Source organism: Streptomyces sp. NPDC059142 (assembly GCF_042755665.1).
In the GTDB taxonomy this organism is placed as follows: Bacteria; Actinomycetota; Actinomycetes; order Streptomycetales; family Streptomycetaceae; genus Streptomyces.
In genome coordinates this window covers 66,219-81,552 of the sequence record NZ_JBHZDA010000001.1, presented here as the reverse complement: position 1 = coordinate 81,552, position 15,334 = coordinate 66,219, and the positions used below count along the sequence as shown (strand labels likewise).

General features: G+C 74.0%; 13 protein-coding genes. 7 read left to right on the top strand and 6 right to left on the bottom strand.

Going from position 1 to position 15,334, the window contains the following annotated elements; translation table 11 throughout:
• Positions 1–121 precede the first annotated feature (121 nt).
• The 3 genes from ACFXPK_RS00380 to ACFXPK_RS00370 form a co-directional block, all read right to left on the bottom strand.
• Positions 122–250, bottom strand: a complete 129-nt coding sequence (locus ACFXPK_RS00380) for a DUF6408 family protein (RefSeq protein WP_385069952.1) — start codon at positions 248–250, stop codon at positions 122–124.
• A gap of 269 nt (positions 251–519) precedes the next feature.
• Complete coding sequence (locus ACFXPK_RS00375; protein WP_385069950.1) at positions 520–2,256, bottom strand: hypothetical protein; 1,737 nt, start codon at positions 2,254–2,256, stop codon at positions 520–522.
• A gap of 78 nt (positions 2,257–2,334) precedes the next feature.
• Entirely contained in the window at positions 2,335–2,736 is a 402-nt protein-coding gene (locus ACFXPK_RS00370; RefSeq protein ID WP_385069947.1) for a DUF5997 family protein, read from the bottom strand.
• A 58-nt stretch (positions 2,737–2,794) separates the two neighbouring features.
• On the opposite strand from ACFXPK_RS00370, the gene ACFXPK_RS00365 reads away from it, so the two are divergent.
• Both ACFXPK_RS00365 and ACFXPK_RS00360 read left to right on the top strand, forming a co-directional pair.
• Positions 2,795–3,559 (top strand): LysR family substrate-binding domain-containing protein, encoded by a 765-nt coding sequence (locus tag ACFXPK_RS00365; RefSeq protein WP_385069944.1) that lies wholly within the window; start codon positions 2,795–2,797, stop codon positions 3,557–3,559.
• Between the two features lie 49 nt (positions 3,560–3,608).
• The gene (locus ACFXPK_RS00360) at positions 3,609–3,971 is read left to right on the top strand and encodes a hypothetical protein (RefSeq protein WP_385069941.1); all 363 of its coding nucleotides are present in this window, start codon (positions 3,609–3,611) and stop codon (positions 3,969–3,971) included.
• Here ACFXPK_RS00360 and ACFXPK_RS00355 read toward each other — a convergent pair.
• The gene (locus ACFXPK_RS00355; RefSeq protein WP_385069938.1) at positions 3,949–6,669 is read right to left on the bottom strand and encodes a glycosyl hydrolase family 65 protein; all 2,721 of its coding nucleotides are present in this window, start codon (positions 6,667–6,669) and stop codon (positions 3,949–3,951) included. The two genes, ACFXPK_RS00360 and ACFXPK_RS00355, sit on opposite strands and share 23 nt — an antisense overlap.
• Before the next feature lie 197 nt (positions 6,670–6,866).
• Between ACFXPK_RS00355 and ACFXPK_RS00350 the strand changes: the two genes are divergently transcribed.
• The 5 genes from ACFXPK_RS00350 to ACFXPK_RS00330 all read left to right on the top strand — a co-directional run bounded on the left by ACFXPK_RS00350 (position 6,867) and on the right by ACFXPK_RS00330 (position 12,095).
• A complete protein-coding gene (locus tag ACFXPK_RS00350) occupies positions 6,867–7,619 on the top strand; it encodes a GntR family transcriptional regulator (RefSeq protein WP_385003718.1) in 753 nt (250 codons plus the stop codon).
• Positions 7,620–8,022: 403 nt separating this feature from the next.
• Entirely contained in the window at positions 8,023–8,202 is a 180-nt protein-coding gene (locus ACFXPK_RS00345; RefSeq protein WP_385069935.1) for an SPOR domain-containing protein, read from the top strand.
• 66 nt (positions 8,203–8,268) lie between these two features.
• Positions 8,269–8,664, top strand: a complete 396-nt coding sequence (locus ACFXPK_RS00340; RefSeq protein ID WP_385003722.1) for a (deoxy)nucleoside triphosphate pyrophosphohydrolase — start codon at positions 8,269–8,271, stop codon at positions 8,662–8,664.
• A 279-nt stretch (positions 8,665–8,943) separates the two neighbouring features.
• The gene (locus tag ACFXPK_RS00335) at positions 8,944–9,396 is read left to right on the top strand and encodes an ATP-binding protein (RefSeq protein ID WP_385069932.1); all 453 of its coding nucleotides are present in this window, start codon (positions 8,944–8,946) and stop codon (positions 9,394–9,396) included.
• A 146-nt stretch (positions 9,397–9,542) separates the two neighbouring features.
• Complete coding sequence (locus ACFXPK_RS00330; protein ID WP_385069929.1) at positions 9,543–12,095, top strand: SpoIIE family protein phosphatase; 2,553 nt, start codon at positions 9,543–9,545, stop codon at positions 12,093–12,095.
• 244 nt (positions 12,096–12,339) lie between these two features.
• Here the strand turns inward: ACFXPK_RS00330 and ACFXPK_RS00325 are convergent, their stop codons facing one another.
• Positions 12,340–13,050, bottom strand: coding sequence for a PspA/IM30 family protein (locus tag ACFXPK_RS00325; RefSeq protein WP_385069927.1), 711 nt, complete (start codon positions 13,048–13,050; stop codon positions 12,340–12,342).
• Between the two features lie 57 nt (positions 13,051–13,107).
• Positions 13,108–15,237, bottom strand: a complete 2,130-nt coding sequence (locus tag ACFXPK_RS00320) for a TPM domain-containing protein (protein WP_385069924.1) — start codon at positions 15,235–15,237, stop codon at positions 13,108–13,110.
• Between the last annotated feature and the right edge of the window lie 97 nt (positions 15,238–15,334).

Genomic DNA, 15,334 nt, shown 5'->3' with positions numbered 1-15,334 from the left:
GGCATGTCCTTCGTGACTTCGCCGAAGCGGAGCGGAAGCCCGTCGGGCCGCAATGACGTTCTGTAGATTACCGGCTACGGAAGAAGAGGGCGGGCCCCTGGGAGCCCGCCCGCCGCCCGGCTCAGCCGAGGCGGTCCACCACGAACTGCGCCAAAGCCCACGCCAGGTTCGAGCCGAGGCTCGCCGTGATGCCAACCAGGACATCACGGATCCAGGTGCGACGCTTGGGCATGTACTCGACAGCAACCACAGGGATGCGTCCCCTTCGGGTCGATCGGTGACGGCGCTGGATAGCTCCCGCCGGGAGCGCACCATGAGGCAGCGTCACCGAACCGAAGGGCATCACGTACTCCCCGGGCCACGTCGCGTACACCCTCCGAGGAGGGCACGCGGTGCACGGCAACGTTAGTCCACTACTGGGCGGTGTGGGGAAGGAGTTAACTCGGACCCCTCCTTCGGGAAGCCCAGGGGAAGGGGACCGGTCCGGAGTCCCCCCCAGTGAGTGCGTGGGGGTGGCCGTTACTTCGAGGCCATTTTGCGGGCTATCTCCTTGATGGCCGCCTGGGGGTCCGTCGGTAGTCCGTCCCAGTCGAGGCCCAGGGCCGTCAGCGTGTTCCGTGCCTCCGTGACCCGTTCCGGGACCGGGGCGTCGGTGGAGAACTCGTACAGGACCCTGGCGTACTCCTCCCGCTGGTTGGGGCCGGTCCGGCGCCAGAACGCCAGGGTTTCGCCCAGGTGTTCCAGGGTGTGGTCGTCATGGCCCTCGGGGTGGTTCTCGGCCGTCTGTTCCCAGCGTTTGGCGAAGTAGTGCCAGGCGTCCTTCGAGGCGAGGCCGAGTCCTGTGGCCGCCGCCGCGCCGGCGAGGGCCCAGCCGACCGGGGTTGCCGCCAGGACTCCGGCGCCGGCGGTGGCGCCTGCTCCTACCGCCGCCGCGGAGACCAGGGTCGCGACCGAGCCCGACGCGCCGGCCGCGCCGGAGACCGCCTGTACGAGCTTGTTCCGGCGGCCCCGCTGGTTCTTGTACAGGGCGTAGAGCTGGATCGTGCGCAACGAGATCGGGCGCCGCTTGTCCCCGAAGGTGACCTGTACCTCTCCCGCCAGTTCGCGGAGGGCGGTCTCCATCGCCTTCTTGTACGCCTCACGGCGTTCCTGGTCCGCCAGCGCACGGGTGAGCCCCTGCTCGGCGCTCGCGATGTGCTCCTTGATCTCCGGCAGTCCGACGATCTCGATGTCGAAGAGCTGCCTGGACAGGAGCTGCCGCTCCGGTGGCAGGTCGGCCGCGTTGCCGGTGCTGCCGTACGACGGATCCTGCTCCAACTGCTCGCGGAGCGCGGCGGCCTGTCTCTTCCAGTCGGCGAGGTCCTCGTGGAGCTTCGCGAGGAGCATCCGCTGGACCACCACCTGCTCCTGGGCGGCGACGAGCGCTTCCAGGGGCTCGATCTCCTCCCGCTTGATCAGTTCCTTCAGCTCGTGGGCCCGTTGGTGCGCGTGCAGCCCCTTGCGCAGGTAGCGGCCCGCCTGGATCGCGCCGGCGGGCAGTGCCGCACCGGCGCCGGGCGCCAGTACGGAGTTGTACAGGGCCACGTTCTGGCCGGCGAGGTTCATGGCGCCGCCCGTCCCGGTGAGCGCCTGCCCGACGAAGTTCGAGGCGTGCTGCGCGGTGTCCGCGGCCGCGCCCCGGTACTCGCTGTTCGCGGCCCGGCGCTCCCCGCTGCCGGACGGCGCCGCCTCCCGTTCCCGGTGGGCCGTGCGCGCGGCGGACGCGCTGCTGACGGCGCCGTACCCGGCGGTCAGGGTGGACGCGAACGGGGCGCCCACGCCGAGGGCGTAGGAGGCGTCCGTGCTGAAGGTGGGGACGTCGTACTGCCCGGCCACGGTGGCTCCGCCCGCCATGCCCGACGAGTTGGCCGTCACGTCCAGGGCGGCGGCCGGTCCGTCGACGGCGCGCCCGCTCGGCTCCGAGGGGCGTTTCCCGTCACTCCCCTCGGCGGGCGTCCGCCCGCCGGCCCGCTGGACGTGGACGCCCGTCGGCGGGGTCCGCCGGTGCCCCTGGCCGGGGCCCTGCTCCTGCTGCTCCCGCGCGACCATGCCGGCCACGGCCGCGTTCCCCGCGGTCCGCTGGAACTGCAGTACGGTGCCGGGCGCCAGCGGGCCGGCCGGCGCGGTCACCGGTGTTCCGGTGCCGGCGGGCCGTACGGGCGCCTGCACCGTGTTCTGTAAGGCCGCCGTCGGATGTACGGCGTGTTCCCTGCCCATGAACCTCTCCTGCCTCCGCGATCAGTCCTGCCAGCCTTGCCCGGCGGGAGCGGAAACGGAAGGGATCAACGGACGAAGTCAGGAGGAGGAAGAGGAGGAGGAGCGTTCCGCGTTCTTCTCCTTGATGCGGGCCGCCTCCTTGCGGACGTCCGCCTGCGTGGCGCGCTCCCGGACCAGCCAGTCGGGGCTTTCCGTCTTCAGCGCCTCGATCTGGTCCGTGGTGAGGGGGTCCGTCATGCCGCCGCGGGCGAGGCCCGCGATGGAGACGCCCAGTTTGGCCGCGACGACCGGGCGGGGGTGGGGGCCGTTGCGGCGGAGGGTTGTCAGCCACTCGGGCGGGTCGGTCTGCAGTGCGTTCAGCTCGTTGCGGGAGACGACGCCCTCCTGGAACTCCGCGGGGGTGGCCTCCAGGTACACGCCCAGCTTCTTCGCCGCGGTCGCGGGCTTCATCGTCTGGACAGTGGTCTTGTGCGATGTCATGAAGTCAAGCGTATCGAGCGTGTGAGCGGCCGCCGACCACGGCCGGTAACCTGGCCGGGTGACAGGCTCGGACACACCTCCCTCATTCAGACTCGCCTACGTACCGGGGGTGACACCCACCAAGTGGGTGCGGATCTGGCACGAGCGGCTGCCCGAGGTGCCCCTGGCCCTCGAAGGGGTGTCCGCCGCCGAGGCGCCCGGGATGCTGCGGGGCCGGGGTGCCGATGCCGGGTTCGTGCGGTTGCCGATGGACCGGACGGGGCTCAGCGCGATCCCCCTCTACACCGAGACGACCGTTGTGGTGGTGCCCAAGGACCATGCCGTGGCCGCCGTCGAGGAGGTCTCCGCCGCCGATCTGGCCGACGAGGTGGTGCTGCACCCCCTCGACGACACCCTGGAGTGGGAGCGCCCGCCGGGGCTGCCCGCGGTCGAGCGGCCCGCGACGACCGTGGACGCCGTCGAGCTGGTGGCGGCGGGTGTGGGGCTGCTCGTGGTGCCGCAGTCGCTGGCCCGGCTCCACCACCGCAAGGACCTCACGTACCGGCCGGTGACGGACGCCCCCGAGTCGCGGGTGGCGCTGTCGTGGCCGGAGGACGAGACCTCCGACCTGGTGGAGCACTTCATCGGGATCGTCCGGGGGCGGACCGTCAACAGCACCCGGGGGCCTGCCGCGCCCGCGCCCGCGCCCGCCTCCGCCGCGAAGGCGAAGCCGAAACCGAAGCCGAAGCCCGCGTCGAAGGCGGCGGCCCCCCGGCGCGCGGGCGGGGCCGGGAAGCCGGCCAAGGGCGGGGCGAAGCGCGGGAAGCCGCGCCGCCGGTCCTGAGCGGCGCTCGCGGGAACCGGAGCCGCTCCGGCGCGCGTCCCCCGCCGTGATGACGTTGCGTGAGAGGTACGGGGAAGAGAAGCCGGTCACCCGGGGGTGGGCCGGTTGTCTGGCCGTGGTGGGCGGGTTCCTGCTGGGGGCCGCCGTGTGGACGGCCGGGGCGGGGCCCGGGGTGCGGGGCGCGCTGGAGGGGGAGCGGGATCTCAGCCTCGTCTACGTCGAACTGCCCCTTCTGCTCTTCGGGATGCCCGCGCTCGCCCTCGCGGTGTGGGCGCTGGTCACCGGCGTCCTACGGGTCAGGGAGGGGACCGCCGCGCTCCTCATGGTGGTGGTGCTCGCCCTCGCCGCGTGGGCCGGTATGGAGTGGCTCGACGTACGGACCGCCCGGTTCACGTCGCAGGAGGGCTGGTGACGCGCTGACCGGGGGCGGCGTCAGCCGCCCGCCCCGTCCGGTCCGCCCGTTCCGTGCCGACGTCGAGTTCGCGGATGCCCGCGCCCGAACCGGCCGCTTTGTGCACCGTGACCTTCAGGTGACGTGCCGGGGCGCCCGGCCGCAGCGGCTGCCAGTGGGCCGCGTCCGTGGACGTCTCGACCGTGAACCCGGAGGGGCGCGTCGGCGTCCACCGAGGGGTGACGGAGAAGACCGGCTCCATGCGGCCCAGATCGACCGTGAGGGCCGCCGTGGTGTCCTCGGGGACCCACGCGGTGGCCACGCTGCCGTCCACCGCCGCCTCCGCGTACAGGCCCGGCTGCTCCGAGGTGGCGCTCGCCGGGCGGCAGCGGGCCGCGTTCCGGGTCGCCGTGAGGTCGGGGCGGCGCGTGGGCAGCGTGAGCGTGGAGTCGAGCAGGCGGTCGCCCGCCGGGGTGTGCACGGTGAACGGGGCGCCGGACGTCAGCCGTACCGTCGTCTCGTGGGCGCCGAGCGCCACGTCGTACGTACGCCCCTGCCAGCGCAGCCCCCGTACCGTCACGCCCCGCGCGAGCTGCGGCGGCAGCATCGGGTCGAGCCGTACGCCGTCCGTACGCGGCCGGAGCCCCGTCAGACCGTGCGTGAAGACCTGGAGGAAGCCGCCCTTGCCGGTCAGGAAGTCCTGCGCGGGCGAGCCGGCGAGGGGATCGTCCGCGCCCGCCTTGTCGCCGCGCGCCTCGGAGAAGAGCGCGAACGGGCCCCGGACGAAGGGGCGGATCGCCCGCTGGAGATACGTGTACGTCGCGCACCCCGGCTCGCCGACGGCCGCCGCGTCGATCGCGTGGACCGAGTCCGTCATGGCGGGCCCGTCCGGATCGGTGCGCTCCGCGTAGTAGTCGAGCGTGGCCGCCGCCGCGCCCGGGGGCATCGGCCACTCCAGGGGGTAGATGAGCAGGACGGTGTCGGCCTGTTTGATGCGTGAGCCGTCGTACCCGGCGTACTGGAGGTAGATCCTGCGCTCGGGGTCGTAGGGGATACGGATCCGGTCCGCGATCCGGGTCCAGACGCCGGGCGGCTCCTCGCCGACGAGCGCGGCGGCCTCGGTGGCGCGGCGCAGCGCGGTGGCGGCGCCCGCGTTGGTGAAGACGCCGTCCGTGACGCCGTTGCTGTACTCGTCGGGGCCCGCCACCTCCTTGACGGAGTAGGTGCCGTCGTCGTCGGCCGTGACGCGGGAGGCCCAGAACTCCGCGATGCCCTTCAGCAGCGGCCAGCCGCGCTCCCGCAGCCAGTCGCGGTCGCCGGTCGCCTCGTAGTACTGCCAGACGGCGAGCGCGATATCGCTCTGGAGATGGTTCTGGGTGACGCAGTGCGGCGGGTTCCAGGACTGGCACTCCGTCCAGAGGTGGCCCGAGCCGCCGCTGGTCCACGGGTAGAAGAGCCCTTTGAAGCCGAGCTTTCCGGCGTTCTCCGCGGCGGCTTCCCGGGTGCGGTAGCGGTACTCGACGACGGAGCGTGCCAGTTCCGGGCGGGTGGCCAGCAGGGCCGGGAACATGAAGATCTCCGCGTCCCAGAAGATCAGGCCCGCGTAGTTGTCGCTGGTCGTACCGGTCGGCGCGATGCTGTCGGACGAGCCCTCGCGGGCGGCGGTCAGCAGCCCGTACCGGGCCGCGCGCAGCCAGGCCCCGAGGTCCGGCTGTCCGGGGACGTCGATGTCGGCGGCCCACAGGGGCGCCCACGCGGCGGCGTTGCGGGCGAACAGCGCGGGCCAGCCGCGGCCGGCCGCCCGCCGTGCGGCGGCGACGGCGGCGGCGCGCGGATCGCGCGCGGTCAGCGCCGTGTTGACGCCGACGTACTTGACGAAGGTGTACGTACGGTCCGCCCGCACACCGACGGGCCCCCGGAGCGCGGGCCGCGCCACCACGGCGACCGCGCCGTCGGTGCCCGTGCCCCTGGCGCGGAAGGTGTCGGCCTCCGCGTCGCCTCCGGTACGGGTCAGCCGCCGCGCCCCGCGCCAGTCGAGCGCGCCGGTGACGGTGGCCTCGCCGGTCCAGCGCGGGGTCAGCCGCAGCCGTACGGCGCCGGTGTGGGCGTCGGAGCGGTCGGTGAGCACCTCGTACGTCAGATCGGTGGCGCGGCCGTCGGCGGTGGTCCAGCGCAGGCTGGTGACGACGACCCCGCAGCGCAGCAGCAGGCGCTGGCGGTAGTGGGAGATCCGGCTCCCGCGGCCGAAGGTCTCGTCGCCCACGCGGACGTCGAGCGCCGTCCAGGTGGGCAGGGCGGCGAGCACCTGGCGGTCGGCGGTGACGTCCGGTTCGTGGGCGTAGAGCCCGGCGGCGAACGCGCCGTCGTAGCGGGGCGTGTACAGCGGCCATCCCGTCGCGCCGCCCGGCTCGTCGTACCCGGAGCCGGTGGGCGGGACGCGGGCGCCCAGATAACCGTTGCCGGTGTACGCGTGGTAGCCGTCGGCGGGGTCGAAGCGGGTGGCGGTGGGGGACCAGCCGGGCCCGGTCTCCTGCCCGCAGGGCGGGTCCGGCGGTGTGGTGCCCGCCCCGGGCCCCGGCCCCGGGACCGCGCGGGGGCCCGGGGCGGGGGTCGCGTACGAAGCCGGCAGGACGGCCAGCAGCAGGGTGGCGGCGACGAGCGGTGCGCTGAGACGGGTGCGGGGGGAGGAGCGGGGGGAGTGACAGGGGGAGGAGATCACGGGTACGACCGTAGGAAGGGCGTGCCCGGTGGCCCGGCACGGCGCGCGCGGCAGGAGGGCGGCGGTGGGGCGGTTCCTCCGGGAAGCCGCAGCGTAAACGCGAATCATCACTTCGAGTGAAACCGTGGCCCACGCTTGCGGTCCACAACCGACGGTTGCCAATCTGTTGCTGTGTGTCAACCTGATGGGAGTGGCCCGTGGCCTTCGGTGAGCAGCCCGCTTATCTGCGCGTGGCGAGTGATCTGCGCGAGAAGATCGTCAATGGCGCGCTGCCCCCGCACACCCGCCTCCCGTCGCAGGCCCGTATCCGCCAGGAGTACGGCGTCTCCGACACGGTCGCGCTGGAGGCGCGGAAGGTGCTGATGGCCGAGGGCCTGGTGGAGGGCCGCTCCGGGTCCGGGACGTACGTACGGGAGCGGCCCGTGCCGCGCCGTATCGCCCGGTCCGGGTACCGGCCGCCGGTGGGGTCCAGCCCGTTCCGCCAGGAGCAGGCGGAGGCGGGCGTACGGGGCACGTGGGAGTCGAGGAGCGAGCAGTGCGAGGCGTCGCAGGAGATCGCCGCCCGGCTCGGCATCGAGCCCGGGGACCGGGTGATGCGCACGCGCTACGTCTTCCGGGAGGCGGGCGATCCGATGATGCTCTCCACCTCCTGGGAGCCCCTGGCGGTGACGGGGCGTACGCCGGTGATGCTGCCCGAGGAGGGGCCGCTCGGCGGCTGCGGCGTGGTGGAGCGGATGGCGGCCATCGACATCGTCGTGGACAACGTCCTGGAGGAGGTCGGCGCGCGCCCGGGGCTGGCGGACGAGCTGATCACGCTCGGCGGAGTGCCCGGCCATGTGGTGATGGTCCTGGAGCGGACGTACTACGCGTCGGGGCGCGCGGTGGAGACGGCGGATGTCGTCGTCCCCGCCGACCGCTACCGGATCGCCTACCACCTTTCGGTCAAATGACCGGAGGGCGGGTGTTCCCGCCCGCACGGTGGTGACGGGGAGCGCGCTCCGGCGGATTCGGCGGCTCGTCCGCCCGCCGCTCCCGCGGCTCCCGGGGCCGGACGCGAGCGGCCTGACCACGGCCGATTCCTGCGGCCGGGGCCGCGTCGGCCGCGCGGCGGAGCGGTCCGCGGGGCGCGCGGACACCGGCGGGGAGTGGGAGACGGGGCCGGTCCTGGCAGGGGGCGCGTTCGGCTGAGTGCGCCCCCTGCCCTCGGTTTCCGGCGGTTTGTTGGCCGGATGCGTGCCTCTTTGTGCAAACCCATATTCGCTCAGTAAAGGTCAGGCGTACGCTCGGGCATATGCGGAATGCGGTTTCCTGGAGAACCTCGGAGAGACGCGGGGCGTCGGTGGAAGGGGCTCGATGAACGACAACGGAGCCCTGCTCCCATGGCTGGTCATACGGCAGGACGACAACGGCAATCGCTACCGCGTCGGCAGGTACGCCACGGAGGACGAGGCCCAGAAGATGGCCGACAACCTCGGGACGCGCGGACACCGGCAGATGTACTGGGTGGAGCGCGTCAGTCAGACCACCCCGTAGCGCGGCCCCTCGGCAGGGCCTCCGGGGCGCACGGCCCCGTCGCGTCGGCGCGTTACGCTCCGGCGCATGAGTGATCGTGTGGTGGTGGCGGGCGCCGTGTACGACCGCGGCAGGCTGCTGGCGGCCCGGCGCAGCGCGCCGCCCGAGCTGGCCGGCCGCTGGGAGCTGCCCGGCGGCAAGGTGGAGCCGGGGGAGCGTCCCGAACAGGCCCTCGTGCGTGAGCTGCGGGAAGAACTGGGCGTGGAGACGCGCCCCGTGGAGCGGGTCCCCGGTGAGTGGCCGCTCAAGCCGGGCTATGTGCTCCAGGTGTGGACGGCCCGGCTGCTCGCCGGGGAGCCCGAACCCCTGCCGCTGGAGGACCACGACGAGCTGCGCTGGCTCGGCCCGGACGAGATCGACACGGTGGACTGGCTCGACCAGGACCGCCCGGCGGTCGCCGAGGCGGCCCGTCGCCTGCCGTGACGCCGGTGCCGGTACTCCGCGCCCCGGGTTCGTCCGCGCTGCTGCCGTCCCCGTCCGTGCGTCCGTTCCCGTCCGTGCGCGCTCCCGTTCCCGTCCGTCCGGGCTCCCGTACGCGCTTCCGCTCCTGTTCCCGTCCGCGCTTCCGTACGCGCTTCCGTTTCCGTCCGGGCTCCCGCGTCCGGCGGCGCTCACGGTCCCGCGAGGGTAGTTGTCCTTAATTCCGGGTATATGTCGAACTGCCCCTCTCGTACGGTGAGGGTCTGCCGTCGGTCCTGGGATGTGGTCGGCTTGATCGACACAGCGGATGGCGCCCGCGCCGAGTGGACCTTCCCTGCCGAACCCGACACCGTACGCACCGCACGTCACGCCGTGCACGACACCCTCCGCTCCTGGGGCGCCCCTCTCGCCCTCCAGGACCTGGCGGTCCTGCTCGTCAGCGAGCTGGTGACCAACTCCCTGCGCTACACCTCCGGCCCGATCGGCGTCCGGCTGGCCGTCCATGTCCTCGCGGCGGAGGGCGTGGATGCCGCCGGGGGAACGGCCGGTGGCGACGCCGTTCTGCTGGTGGAGGTCTCCGACCCGCTGCCCGATCCTCCGACGGAACGTCTCGCAGGTCCGGAGGACGAAGGGGGCCGCGGACTGCGGCTCGTGGCCTGTTCCGCCCGGCGCTGGGGGACCCGGCGCGGGAAGACTGGCAAGACCGTGTGGTTCGAGCTGCCCCTCCCTGGTTAGAAGAGTGAAGGGAGAACGATCACGACGGACTCGGCTCAAAAAGAGCGAGACTGTGCTGTGATCGTGAACGGCGTGCCGGCCGGGGCCGTAGTGCTGAATACTGCGGGCATGGCCGGTCCGGTGCGTGAGCTGGAGGGGACGGTCGCGTGAGCGAGATATCTGGGACGGCGGGTGACGTCGTATGGCAGAGCAATCCACCCGGCTCGATCTATGACTACATCAAGGTGGCTTCCTTCTCGATCGGCCCCGACGGGCTGGTCGACCAGTGGAGCGGGCGCGCCGCGGAGCTGTTCGGCCTCGACGCGCACCAGGTCAGGGGCAGGGACCCGGTCGAGGTGTTCGTACCGGCCGAGCTGCGTCGGCAAGGTCACCGCACGGTCAAGGAGATCCTCGACGGCAAGGAATGGACCGGACTGGTCCCGTTCCGGGCCGGCGAGCGGGGTACGGAGCACGGGCTCGCCGAGATCTATGTCATGCCGAGCGAGACGGAGAACGGCGACAGAGGAGCGCTCTGTCTCGTCGTGGACGTGCGCGCGTTGCAGCGGATCGAAACCGATCTGGCCTCTTCGCAGGCGATTTTCGGCCAATCTCCCTTCGGGTTCCTGCTGTTCGACACCGACCTCAAGGTGCGTCGCGCCAACCAGCGGTTCGCGACGGTCTTCGGCGGCACCGCCGGCGAACACCGGGGCCGTACGGTCCACGACTACCTCTCCCGCCCCGAGGCCGACCGGCTGACCGGGGCCCTCAAGCGGGTGCTGGAGACCGGAGACACCGTCAGCGACCTCCAGATCGTCGGCACCGCGCCCGAGGACCAGGAGCGGCGGCACTGGTCGATCAACCTCTACCGGGTGCACAGCGGTTCGGGGCGGACCATCGGCGTCGCCGGGGTCGGCACGGACGTCACCCGCCGGCACAACGCCGCCAGGGAGGCCGCCAGCGCCCGGCGCGACCTCGCCCTCCTCAACGAGGCCAGCGCCCGCATCGGCAACTCCCTCGACCTGGAGACCACCGCGCGCGAACTGCTCGGCGTCGCCGTCCCCGGCTTCTGCGACCTCGCCGCCGTCGACCTCTACCAGTCCCTGCTCACCGGCGAGGAGGCGCCGCCGGGGCGCTGGGGCTCCTCCGGGGCCGAGTCCGGCGGCGGCAGCGCCACGCTGCGCCGGGTCGCCTTCGCCAGCGCCGTCTCCGACGGGCCGCTGGGCGCGCCGGGCGGCAGCGACGGCTATGTGTCACCGGACGTCGGCGCGGTCCACCGCTTCCCGTTCAGCTCGCTGAGCGCGAGCGCCCTGCGCACCGCCCGGGTGCAGTCCATTCCGGGCCAGTCCGGCAGTCTCGTACGGTCCACGCTGGCCGTTCCGATGGTCGCCCACGACACGGTCATCGGCCTCGCCCAGTTCTCCCGTACGAAGGGCAGCGAACCCTTCGGCGACCAGGACCGGGCGCTCGCCGTCGAACTGGCCGCGCGCGCCGCCGTCTGTATCGACAACGCCCGCCTCTACCGCAGGGAGCACGAGCGCGCGCTGATCCTCCAGCGCAGCCTGCTGCCGCCCGGGGACCCGGAGGCCGCCGGGCTCGACATCGCCTGCCGCTATCTGCCCGGCAACACCGCCACCGAGGTCGGCGGCGACTGGTTCGACGTCATCGAACTCCCGGGCCACCGCACCGCGCTGGTCGTCGGCGACGTCATGGGGCGCGGCCTGCGCGCGGCGGTCGCGATGGGCGAACTCCGTACGGCCGTACGCACCCTGGCCCTGCTCGACCTGGAGCCCGCGGAGGTGCTCTCCGCGCTCGACGAGATCGCGCGCGGTCTCGGCACCCCCAGCGGCGCGCAGCAGGCGTCGCGGGTCGCCCACAAGTCCCGCGACGCGGAGCTGTCCGAGGTGTATCTGGCGACCTGCGTGTACGCCGTCTACGACCCGGTCACCCGGCGGTGCACGTTCGCCAACGCCGGCCATCTGCCGCCCGTCGTCGTCGAACCGGACGAGGCCGCGCTCATGCTCGACGTGCCGCCCGGCATGCCCCTCGGGGTGGGCGGGGAGCCCTTCGAGCAGGTGGAGGTCGACCTGGCCGAGGGGGCGCTGCTCGCCCTCTACACGGACGGCCTCGTCGAGTCGCGGGACCAGCCGCTCGACGAGGGGCTGAGCGCCTTCCGCGCGGCCCTCGGCGACGCGGCCCGCCCGCTGGAGGACGTCTGCGACCACGTCCTCACCACGCTCGACACCCGGCACGGCGAGGACGACATCGCCCTGCTGATGGCGCGGATCCAGGGACTGCCCGCCGAGGCCGTCGGCGACTGGAGCCTGCCGCGCGAACCGCGCTCGGTGGGCCGCGCCCGGGAGCTGGCCCGCGCACAGCTCGTCGCCTGGGACCTCGAACCGCTGGTGGACACGGTCGAACTGCTCGTCAGCGAGCTGGTCACCAACGCCCTGCGGTACGGCGAGGGCGAGATCAGGCTACGGCTGCTGCGCGACCGTACGCTCGTCTGCGAGGTCTGGGACGCGGGCCTCGTCCAGCCGAGGCGGCGACGGGCCCGCGACACCGACGAGGGCGGCCGGGGGCTGCAACTGGTCGGGCTGCTCAGCGCGGCGTGGGGATCGCGCCGTACCCCGCGCGGCAAGACGGTCTGGTTCGAACTCGCCCTGCCGGACGGGGACTCGACGGCGGAGCCGACGGTGGAGCAGCTTCTGAGCATGTTCTGAGCATGTTCCGAGGGGCGCGGGCGTACGCGTGCTGCCGGGGGCCCGAAGGCCCGAAGGCCCGAAGGCGTACGGCGGGCAGGCAGGCGGCCGAGGCTGCGGGCGGGCGGCGAGGCCGCGATGCGGCAGGGCGGCAGGGCCGCGAGGCTGCGGGGACGCGGCGCGCAGGTGCCCGCCGCGCGCCTTCGCGGTGCGTGCCGCCGCGCGCCCCCGCCGCACGCGCCGCCTTGCGTCACGCGGCTTCGCGTCACGCCGCCTTCAGCGCGGCCAGCCGCGCCTCGATCTCCGCGCTGTCGCCCGCGCTGTCCAACTGCTCGAACTGTGCGTCCAGCGACGAGTCGGCCAGCTCCCGCTTGCCCATCGCCCGCGCCTCCTCGCGCCGTACCTTGTCCTCGAACCGGCCCAGCTCGCTCGTCGGGTCGAGGACGTCGATGTTCTTCACCGCGTCCAGCATCCGGTTCTCCACCCGCGCCGACGCGTCCCGCGCCACCAGCTCGTCCCGCTTCGCGCGCAGCTCGGTCAGCTTGCCGCGCATCTTCTCCAGGCCCGCCTTCAGCTTCTCCACGACCTCCGTCTGGGCGGCGATGGTCGGCTCCGCGGTCCGTGCCTCCTTCTCCGACTGGAGCTGGCGGCCCAGCGCCACCCTGGCGAGCCGGTCGAAGGTGTCCGCCTCCGCGCCCCGGCCCGCCGCGCGCAGCTCGTCGGCCTTCCTGCTGGCCGCGAGCGCCTTCCCGCCCCACTCCCGGGCCGCCTCCGTGTCCTCCAGGTGGTCCTGTTCCAGCAGTCGGAGATTGCCGATGGTGCCCGCCACCGCCTCCTCCGCCTCGGCGATGTTGACCGTGTAGTCCCGTACGAGCTGGTCCAGCAGCTTCCGCGGATCCTCCGCCTGGTCCAGCAGGGCGTTGATGTTGGCCTTCGCGAGCTGGGTGACCCGCCCGAGGATGGTCTGCTTCGTCATCGCTCCACTCCTTGTGGCTCCTGGTGGTTCCTGGTGGGGAAGCTTCCTCCGGCGTGCTCAGAACCGGCCGCCGCCGCCCATCCGGCCACGCGTACCGCCGCCGCCGAAGCTGCCGGGTCCGCGCCCGCCGCCGCGATACCCCCCGCCGAACCCGCCCCGGAATCCGCCCCCGCCCGTCCCGCGTCCGCCGCCGAGCAGACCGCCCAGGAGGATGCCGCCGAGCAGGGCGCCGCCGACCCCGCCGCCCGCGCCCCGTACCCCGCCCGCGCCGTAGTGGCTCCCGTACGACAGCACGTCCCGCTCCGCCAGCTCCTGCGCCTGCCGGGCCAGCGCGTCCGCCTGCTGCGCCTCCGCCAGCGCCGGCTGGATCCCGCCCGACGCCGCCTGGGCCCGCGCCCACTCCAGCCGCCGCTGCGCCTCCGCCAGCCGGGTCCGCGCCTGGCTCCCGACCGCCCCGCGGTGCGTGGTGACGTAGTCGGCGGCGGCGCCCACCGCCGAACGCGCCGTCAGCAGCGCCTGGTCGAGGAGCGTGCCCGCCCGCAGGTCGCCCTCCTCCCGCGCCCGCGCGCCGGTCAGCGCCTCGTCCAGCACCGCGTCCGCCTCCTCGACCCGGCGCAGCGCGTCGATCGGGTCGTACGATCCCGCGGCGACCGCGCGCCGCACCTCCGCCGTCACCGCCTCGGCGCGGCCGATCCGGCCCTGGAGGTCGGCGGTCGGCACATCGGCCGGGGTGCCCCTCAGCAGCCCCCGGGCGTCCGCGAGATCCGTCTCCGTCTCCGTGAGTGCGCCGGGCAGCTTCCCGGCCGCCTCCGCCAGCTCCCGCGCCCGCCGCTCGACCGCGTCGACCAGCGTCGCCGCCTGCCCGACGGCGCCCTCGGCGGCCCGTACATGGACGGCGGCCCGCCCGTTCTCCCCCGACTCCACGAAACCGCCCGCCGTGTCCAGGGAGTCGGACGCGAAGACGAGCCGGTCCTCCGCCTGGGCGGGGCAGTCGGCGACCGGCGCGGACGCGGACTCGGCGTACCGCTCGCGCAGCCCCGCGAGGGTGGTGCGCGCCGTGCCCACCCGTTCGCCCAGCTCGCGGAAGGCGGCCCGGACCGCGGCGAGCGCCTGCGGCGCGGTCCGCTCCAGGGACCGCAGCCGGTCGAACGCCGCGGACTCCGCGTCCAGCCTGCGGTCGGCCTCCGCGCAGCGGGCGACGATCTCGTCGAGCATCGAGCGGCGGGCCGTGTCGTCCTCCGGATACGCGTCGTCCAGCTCCTGGCGCAGCCGGAACGCCACGGTCAGCTCCCCCTTCGCGAACGCCACCGCGTCGGTGAAGGGCGCCGCTGCCTCCTCGCCGAACTGTGCCCTGGCGAAGCCGAGTTCCTCCTCGCTGGTGCGCAGGGCGTCATCCGTCTCGACGAGCCGCCGCTTCGCCGCCGCGTCCAGCTCGGGGAGCGGGGGCACCGGCGGGTGCCGCTCCCCGCCGCCCGCCGCCCGGCCGCCGTCGTGGCCGTGACCGGGCGTCGTACGGGTGCCGACCCGCCGCCGGCGCTTGGCGAAGGCGTACGCGGCGACCGCCCCCGCGCCGACCACCACGACGAACGGCAGCACCAGATTGGTCGCGGCGCCCCCGTCCGCGGCGGCGCCGCCCGGATCGGCCTCGCCGGGGGTGACGGCGGGGGTGGGCACGGGCCGGCCCTCCAGCACGGCGCCGTACCCCTCGGCGGCGCCCAGCGCCGCGCCCGCCCAGTCGTTCTGCCGCAGCGCGGGCTCGATCGCGGTCCTGGCGACATCGGAGAGCTGCCCCCCGGTGAGGCCGGAACCGGGGCCGGCGGAGTAGGCGTACTGCCGGTCGTGGGTGGCGACGGCGAGGAGGACGTCGTCCTGGCCGAGGCCGTTGCGGGTGGCCGTGGCATCGGCCCAGCTCTGGGCGGGCCGGCCGGAGAAGTCCCGTACGTACGTCACGAAGAGCTGGACGCGGTGGCGGTCGTAGAGGCGGTCGAGCGCGGCGGCGACCTGTGCGGTGTGGCCGTCGAGCGCGCCCACCCCGTCGGTGATCTGGCCCTGCCGGGAGAGCGGGGCCGGGTCCTCGGCGCGGGCGTCGCCTGCCCCGGGCAGCAGCAGCCAGCACGCCAGGACCAGCAGGGCCAGCAGCGGCCGGCCGGCGGTACGGGGCGGGGGGCGGCTCTCGAAGGGCGTCACATTTCGGAGGTTATGTCCGTGGGGAAAGGCCCGCGACCGGACCGCGGAGGGGTCTGCGGCCGGACCGCGGAGGGGTCCGCGACCGGGGGCGGCCGGG